The organism is Rhizobium sp. UFLA01-1127, from assembly GCF_059803845.1.
In genome coordinates, this window is record NZ_JAUQTZ010000203.1 from 1 (window position 1) to 8,178 (window position 8,178).

Annotated in this window: 7 protein-coding genes; 4 read left to right on the plus strand and 3 right to left on the minus strand. The window is 58.9% G+C overall.

Annotated elements, in window-relative coordinates; translation table 11 throughout:
- Together Q4Q11_RS29720 and Q4Q11_RS29725 are read left to right on the plus strand one after the other, a co-directional pair.
- Positions 1–901: adenylate/guanylate cyclase domain-containing protein (locus Q4Q11_RS29720; protein ID WP_498571717.1), on the plus strand; the 901-nt coding region annotated here is incomplete at its 5' end.
- A gap of 532 nt (positions 902–1,433) precedes the next feature.
- Complete coding sequence (locus Q4Q11_RS29725; protein WP_498571718.1) at positions 1,434–2,525, plus strand: porin; 1,092 nt, start codon at positions 1,434–1,436, stop codon at positions 2,523–2,525.
- A 363-nt stretch (positions 2,526–2,888) separates the two neighbouring features.
- Here the strand turns inward: Q4Q11_RS29725 and Q4Q11_RS29730 are convergent, their stop codons facing one another.
- From Q4Q11_RS29730 to Q4Q11_RS29740, 3 genes are all read right to left on the minus strand, one after another.
- A complete protein-coding gene (locus Q4Q11_RS29730) occupies positions 2,889–4,223 on the minus strand; it encodes an acetyl-CoA hydrolase/transferase family protein (protein WP_112507666.1) in 1,335 nt (444 codons plus the stop codon).
- Positions 4,224–4,467: 244 nt separating this feature from the next.
- On the minus strand, positions 4,468–5,247 hold the full coding sequence (locus Q4Q11_RS29735; RefSeq protein ID WP_498571719.1) for a FadR/GntR family transcriptional regulator: 780 nt from the start codon (positions 5,245–5,247) through the stop codon (positions 4,468–4,470).
- A gap of 221 nt (positions 5,248–5,468) precedes the next feature.
- A complete protein-coding gene (locus tag Q4Q11_RS29740) occupies positions 5,469–5,693 on the minus strand; it encodes a hypothetical protein (protein ID WP_498571720.1) in 225 nt (74 codons plus the stop codon).
- A 117-nt stretch (positions 5,694–5,810) separates the two neighbouring features.
- Here Q4Q11_RS29740 and Q4Q11_RS29745 point away from each other — a divergent pair, with 117 nt between their 5' ends.
- Both Q4Q11_RS29745 and Q4Q11_RS29750 read left to right on the plus strand, forming a co-directional pair.
- Positions 5,811–7,775 (plus strand): autotransporter outer membrane beta-barrel domain-containing protein, encoded by a 1,965-nt coding sequence (locus Q4Q11_RS29745; protein WP_498571721.1) that lies wholly within the window; start codon positions 5,811–5,813, stop codon positions 7,773–7,775.
- Positions 7,776–7,867: 92 nt separating this feature from the next.
- On the plus strand, positions 7,868–8,178 hold a 311-nt coding region (locus Q4Q11_RS29750), incomplete at its 3' end, for an SDR family NAD(P)-dependent oxidoreductase (RefSeq protein WP_498571722.1).

Sequence of the window (8,178 nt, forward strand, 5' to 3'; positions counted from 1 at the left end):
CGCCAATACGCCGCTCCTCAAGGTGCAGGAAATGCGCGAACCGCTGATCGTCGGCCCCGGCGAGAGCCCTCATGGCCGCTGGCAGCACATCGACATCTTCTCTGGCCGCGGGCTGGTGCAGTTGATCATGGCACCGCTCTGCAATGCCGACGGGCCGGTCAGCACTGCCGTCTTCGGCACGCGCCGACCGGGCGGCTTCACATCCATCGAACAGGATGTGATCGAGCGCATCCTGCCGGCGCTGCGCAATACCTGCGAGTTGCGGGTCTTGCGTCAATGCGAACTCAGTCTGCTCGACACCTATATCGGCCCGATGACGGCAAGCCGGATTCTTGCCGGCCACATCCGTCGTGGCGAGATCGAATCCATGGAGGCCGCATTCCTGCTCTGCGACCTGCGCGGCTTCACGGAGCTTTCCAACCGGCTGCCGGGCAGCACAGTCCTCGGTCTTTTGAACGCCTATTTCGACATGGTAGTGCCGGCAATCACCCGCCAGGGTGGCGAAGTGCTCAAATTCATGGGCGACGCCGTTCTCGCCTTCTTTCCCGGCACCGACGCCCCCGGAGCCTGCAATGCCGGGCTGACTGCCGCCAGAACGATCCTCGACGAAACGGACGGCTTCCAATATGACAGCATCGGAATCAAGATCGGCATCGCTCTGCATTATGGCGAGGTCAGCTACGGCAATGTCGGCTCCGGCAGCCGCCTGGATTTCACGCTGATCGGCCCGGACGTCAATGTCGTCAGCCGCATTCAAGGCATCTGCAGCGAAAGCGGCGAAGCGCTCCTGATGTCTGAGCCGTTCCGCCGCAAAGCCGAAATCATAGACGCAGTCTCGATCGGAGCGCAGCGGCTGAAGGGCTTCACCGAGGCCATGGAGCTGTTTGCGATCGCACCTTGAATTCTCGTCTGCCAGGGTGCGGGGGTAAGCGCGCAGGAAGGAGATTGCGGGCGGGCGTCAAATTTCTGTTATCTGGAAGCGCCAGCCTTTTCCATGTCCGGGGTTCGCACCATTGGAACGCCAGCATAGAATTCGCATTTCCCACCACTCTCCGGTTACCGAAGCCGGTGTCGGGACATCCGATCGGCATGCCGATGAGCTTGATGAAACGTCCCTATCGCGATGTGCTCGCCCGACATGTGTTGCATTAAATCAACAACCGCCCTTTCCCTCCATCGACCGGCCTGGAACCCCATTTACAAACAATCCGGACGTATATACTTTTTTGGGCAGGATCTTAATTGGCTTGCGATTTGAGGGGTTTATTTCAGTCGCAAACTGACGGGGTTCCATAGGGGTGGGGACGATACCTGCAGTCAATTGCGGATGCAGTGCCTGGGTTTTTCTTCCTGTTTACAGGTTGGCGCCTTCAGGTCGGCGTGTTGTGCTCGCTCCTTGGGATATGTAAACGAATTACAACCAGGAGTTTAAAATGAACATCAAGAGCCTTCTTCTCGGCTCCGCTGCTGCGCTGGCAGCAGTTTCCGGTGCTCATGCGGCCGACGCTATCGTCGCTGCTGAGCCGGAGCCGCTGGAATACGTCCGTATCTGCGACGCATACGGCGCTGGCTACTTCTTCATCCCCGGCACCGAAACCTGCCTCAAGATCGGCGGCATGGTCCGTACCGAAGGCAAGTGGTACGATGCCTATAACCCGAATACCCATAACGGCACGCTCTGGCACACCCGCGCCCAGCTGTCGCTCGATACTGCTTCCGACACCGAATACGGCCCGCTGAAGACCAACACGGTCATCCGCTGGGACTGGCAGGAAGGCAACACGACCAGCACCAAGCTGCTCTGGGCCAACATCAGCCTCGGTGGTTTCCTCGTCGGTAAGGCCGACTCCCAGTACAACTCCTACATCGGTTACGCCGGCGACGTCATCAACGACGACGTGATCTATGACGGTCCGTACGAACTCAACCAGTTGACCTACAAGTATGATGCCGGCAACGGCTTCACGGCTGTCGTCTCGGTCGAAGATTCGAATTCCAGCGGCTCGAGCGCCGGCTACGGCGCGAAGTGGGCAACGGACGACAAGGCCAACCACTACGCTCCCGACGTTGTTGCCGGTGCTGGCTTCAAGTCCGGCGCATGGGGCTTCAAGGTCGTCGGCGGCTACGACTCGATCCAGTCGGAAGGTGCCATCAAGGCTCGTGTCGATGCCGACTTCGGCGTCTTCTCGGCCTTCTTGATGGGCGGCTGGAACACCAACGGCGACAAGCTCAACAAGTACGCCGGCACCAACCTCGACCGTTCGGCTTGCCCTGTCAACGATCCGTCGAAGTGCGGCTGGGGTGACTGGGCTGTCTGGGGCGGCGTTGGCGTTCCGATCAACGACAAGCTGAAGTGGAACCTGCAGCTCGCCTACACCGACTCGAAGATCTTTGCCGCGACCACGAACGTCAAGTGGAACCCGGTCAAGAACCTGCTTATCGAGCCGGAAGTCTCCTACACCAACTTCGATTCTGTAAATCAGGATCAGTGGGCTGGTATCCTGCGCTTCCAGCGCAGCTTCTAATACCAACTTGCCTGGCCTGCCTGGGGCCAGGCACTCGGAGCCTGATGTATGATCCATCGGGCTTCTTTCATCGATCGGTCGATCTCCGATCAAAGCCGAAGGATCCGGTCTCCCTCCGGATCCTTCTTGATTCCGGGAACCCTTTTTTTAAGCATTTCCAGGAAAAGCCCGCAGCGGTTTTCCGTCCGGCACGCGCAAAGAAATAAGAGCATAGAGCGTTTTTGCGATTCGAAGAAAAGCGGAAGCGGTCTAGAATCTGCGACGCGCCTGCCCGATGGGCGATTTGCGATCACAGGCTGAAGGCTCTCCGTCCGTCCGCCATGGGCGAGATGGGCGGCTTTCTGCTCATCGACGATCAGTGTCTTAATCTCGTGCGTAGAATCCCGCCTGATGAGCGGCGCGATCCAGCTCCTCGCGGAAATCGGGAGCGGCGAGCGCAATCAGCGCCCTTGCCCGCTCCGCCACGGATTTGCCCTTGAGGTTGGCCCAACCATATTCCGTGACGACGATATGGATATCATTGCGCGATGTCGTTACCGGACCTGTCAGCCTCGGAACGATACGCGAGAGCGTTCCCTTGGCTGCCGTCGCATGACAGGCAATGATCGAGCGCCCGCCGCGCGAAGCATAGGCGCCGCGGACAAAATCCACCTGACCGCCCGATCCGCTGAACTGCCTTTCATTGACGAATTCGGAATTGCAGGCGCCATTGAGATCGATCTGCAGCGTCGCATTGACCGATACCATGCGGTCATTCTGCGAGATGACAAACGGATTGTTCACATACTCCACGGGATGTGCTTCGACATCGGGATTATTGTCCAGGAAATCGTAAAGCGGCTGGTCTCCGAGCGCGAAGGTGAAGATGGTCCGCCCGACGTGGATCTGCTTGCGGCTATTGTCCACAACGCCTGCCCTGACCAGGGCGGCAAGCCCCGGCGTCATCATTTCCGTATGGATACCCACGTGGCGATGCCGGGAAAGGCCGGCGCAAACGGCGTCGGGCAACGCACCGATACCCATCTGCAGGCAATCGCCATCATCGACGAGGCCCGCAATGATGGCACCGATCGCGTCGTCGACGTTCGATCGGGGAGCGGCAGCCAGCATCGGCAGACTTGCATCGTTTTCGACAAGGGCAGTGACACTCGATACTGGGACCATGCAATTGCCACGCACATAGGGCATCCTGGCATTGACTTCGAGGATCAGCCGGGTTCCAGGCCTGCGGGCAACCGCCAGCGCATAATCGGTACTGGCGCCGAGGCTGAAATTCCCGTCTGCATCCATGGGCGAGACGGTTGCGATCAGCGTATCGACACCGACATGCTCGACAAGAGAGCGCGGCACCTGGCTGAAATGACACGGTACAAGATCGACGGCAGGCAGCATCTCCGCCGCGCGCTTCTTGTCGAGAGCGCGATCCACCGCTCCATGAAAATAACTCATCGGAGTGATGCGGTCACGCAGGTCGAAATCGAACACGCTGGTACCGGCGATGCCCGTGCAGAGCAAATAGTAAAGCCGGATGTTGTCTACCGCGCCCGCTCGGGCACGCTCAGCCAGCGCCGCAAGGATGGCGGGCGGCTGGCCGGCAGCGATCGGCATGGTGACCTTTGCCCCCGATGGTATCAATGCTACGGCCTCATGTGCAGAGCGCAGACGTTCGCGATACTGCATCTGATGAATGGCGGCCATCGAACCCTCCCTTGAACGCCACGTTCAGAATGAACCAGCATCCACCGCGTAGCCGCTCAGCCCTCCTCCTTGGCCGTTGCGACCGCCCTTATGCAGTAGGATGCGCTTACATAAAAGCGCCCAACTGGCTGTTTGCGCAAGCCCCCGAATATCACGCCATCCATGGCAAAGATGAAATGAGCCCTTCCGGTCACAACAGTCATCTGCCGAGGGTACCGGACAGGGGAGCCGACGCGGAACAGCTTTATTTCTGACGGGCCGCTCGCGCGGCGAGCGCGCTCTTCACATCCTCCTCCGCATGGTCGAGCAGGGCGGTCAAAGCACTGCTGGCAGCCTCGGTATCGCCGGCAGCAATATTGTCGACAACCTGCTTGTGAAGCGGAAGCGAATGCCGCTGGCCTTGCGGATTGTCATCTGAAAGCCGGAAGCTGATGACCAGCGCAGTCTCGATCAGGGCGGCGAGCGAGCCAATCAGCTCATTGCCGGACATACGCAGGATCGCCTGGTGAAAGGCCAGGTCCGGAATGGCAAAGCGCTCCCCATCGTCGCCGGCTCTTTCCATCTCGACGAGAAGACGCCGCAGCTCGGCAATCTGCGCTTCGGTCGCACGTTTCGCCGCCAGTGCGCCGGCCGCCGGCTCGATCGCGCGGCGCAGTTCGAACAGCGATCGCGCCTCCTCGGCTGTCGTTCGAGACCCGTAGCGCCACAGGAGAACGTCGGGATCAAGAAAATTCCAATCCTTCCGAGGACGGACCCTCGTTCCAATTCTCGGTCGCGATTCCACCATGCCCTTTCCGATGAGGACTTTGATTGCCTCGCGCAAGACAGTACGGCTCACGCCATAGGCCGCGCTCCAATCATCCGCATTCGGCAATTGATCGCCAGGCAAGAGGTCGCCGCGAACAATACTCTGGCCGATTTCATTGAGCACTCTTGCGTGGAGGCTGACACCTACGGATCCCTCCATGCGCGAGCCTCCCAGCACCATCCTGGAGAGCGCGCCGCCATTCTTCATACTATTCATATTATTGTCACTTGATTCCCTTAATAGTCGTATTATTGAACACGCGATTGATAGTCACGTCAACAGCCGATTAAGAGTATAGAATGTTGCTAACATGCCAGATTTCAGAAACTCTCCCACTCATATCCGCAATGATCTGCCACATGCTGTACATGTTCATGAGCGAAACCAGAGCGTAAAATCAATTACTGCAACCGCGTCGGAACATTACATAGTTTATATCAAAAATCCGGAATATGTGGCTGACAATACTCGAAATTATTCATTGGAAGCTGACCCTTCGCTCGTCGTGCCACCAGCCATGCGTGACGCAAGCCATTCGCGAATTGCATCCGCGGGCAGCAGGAAAGCGACGGAGAAACATCTGACCACCATTGGGCAAACATCAGGCCCTTCTGTCTAACAGCCATCACGTCGGCTGCGGTAACAGCACCCAGCTCCTTCATCTTTAGTTCCGCGCTTTCAGCGGACCGATCTTCATCACCGCCACATGTTCCTTAGCCGACTTCTGAGCCGGCCGCTTTCCTGTGGCTATCGAAAACTCCCCGATAGGAAACTTCAAAATGCGATCCTCGACGAAAAATCATCATAGCGATTTGGCCGGACCAAAAGCGCAAGGGCGGATTGCCGTTGCCGTATCCGCAAAGGCAGCGCCCCGCCGTGCACCTCGAAGGGTGAAACCGCTGATCCTGTGGTCGAGCCTTGCCTGCATGATGTCGGCGCCAGCCTATGCGGTCGAACCCTGGATCATGGTCGAGAAAAAGACCTTTACCGGTGATGTCGACACCTATCGCGGCCAGGGTGTGACGACGGACGGAACCAACTGGTACTTTTCCGGCACGAACGCGCTCGAAAGAACAGATCTCAATTTCAATCCGACCTTGCGCCGTTCGCCTGCGATCGCTAGCGCCCTGGCAAATCCGTCCGCCGCTGCGCCCAAGGGCTTGAACCATATCGGCGACATCGATTACGCCAATGGCCTGCTTTACATATCGCTCGACAGCAGCCAGCGCGACCTTGTCACCGGCGGCCGGTACAACACGCCGGTCTTTGCGATCTACAACGCCAGCGACATGACCTATACGGGCAAATCCTTTGCGCTCAACCCGCCGCATGGAACTCAGGATATCGCCAGCTGGGTGGCAGTCGATGCCAAAAACGGCCTCGGCTACGGCATGGCTTACGACAATGCCACCGAAATCGCCGTCTACAATCTCTCCGATTGGTCGTTCAAGAAGTACATCCCGCTTTCGCAGACCATCGACCAGGCGCAGGGTGGCAAGCTGCTGGGGGGCTGGATGTATTTCTCCACTGACAATGACTCGAAATTCATCTACCGCGCCAACCTTGCGACCGGCCAGGTGGAAACCCTGGGCAATCTCAAGGTCAATTTCGACCAGGAGGTCGAAGGATTGTCCTTTGCTCAGACCAAGGATGGCTGGTCGCTCTACGTCTTGAACAGGGAGCAACTGACCCCGGATGCCGACGAAACCATCGGCTTCTACCGCTATCTGCGGCCTTACGGCAACGCGCTCTCCGGTGAGATCCATGCCAGCGTCAAGGGCGTGTTCATAACGGACAGCCTTTATCTGCGCGATGCCGTCAACGAGCGCATCCGATCTGCATTCGACGATGTCGGCGCGATGTCATCGCCGGTGACGACCTACGATGAGAAGGGCATGCAGCAGACAAGCGGCAACACGGAAGGCATCGCTATCTGGAGCCAGGCGATCGGCGCAAGAAGCAAAGCGGACGGGGCCGGCTATGCGGCCGGAATCGATCATTCGACCGGCGGCTTTCTCTTCGGCGCCGACGCGTCCGCCGGCGCATGGCGGCTCGGCGTCCTTGGCGGATACAGCAGCACCAGCTTCGATATCGACGCCCGCTCGTCCTCCGGCTCGAGCGACAACTACCACATTGGTCTGTACGGCGGCTCGCAGTGGGGTGCGCTCGGCTTCAGATCCGGCCTCATCTATACGTCGCACAGCGTCAGCACGACGCGTCACGTCATTTTTCCGGCGTTCAACGAGACGCTTTCTGCCGATTATGATGCGCGCACGACCCAGGCCTTTGCCGAATTCGGCTACAAGATCGACGTCGGTCAGGCGGCTCTCGAACCCTTCGCCAATCTCGCTTACGTCCATCTCGGCAGCGACGCGTTCGCCGAGTCCGGCGGGACGACCACCGCATTGACCAGCGACAAGGGCTCGACCAACACCACCTTCACCACGCTTGGTCTTCGGGCTTCGACCGACATTCCTCTGTCGAGCGTCAAGGCCAAAGCGCGCGGGATGCTCGGCTGGCAGCATGCCTATGGCGACAAGACGCCGAACTCCGACTTCGCCTTCAATACCGGAGCGAGCTTCTCCATCGACGGCGCACCGATCGCCAAGGATGCGCTGACCATGGAGGCGGGCCTTGATTTCGCGCTCTCCCCGACCGCGACCGTGGGCGCTTCCTATTCCGGTCAGATCGCCAGCAATGCTCAGGACCATTCTTTCAAACTCAACGTCAATATGAAATTCTAGATCTCAATCCGTCTCTAAATCACAAGGCGTCGCAGCAAACCGGTTGCATGCGGCGCCGACCCGACGCGGCCCTGTTGGTGAGATCCCATATGATGAACAAGGAAACGAGCAGTAAGTTTGGTGCCTATCCAAGCCTAAAGGACAGAAGCGTATTTATCACCGGTGGAGGCAGCGGCATCGGCGAAAGCCTCGTCAGGCACTTTTGCGCCCAGGGCAGCCGGGTGGCATTCGTCGATATTGCCGAAGAAAGCGCGCGCGCTCTTGTCGAATCCCTTGTGTCGGAAGGAGGCTCCCCACCGCTCTTCATCCGGTGCGACCTGCGCGATATCGAAGCCTTGCGGACGGCAATGGCAGAGGCTGCGGCGCACCATGGACCGATCCAGGTCCTCTGCAACAATGCCGG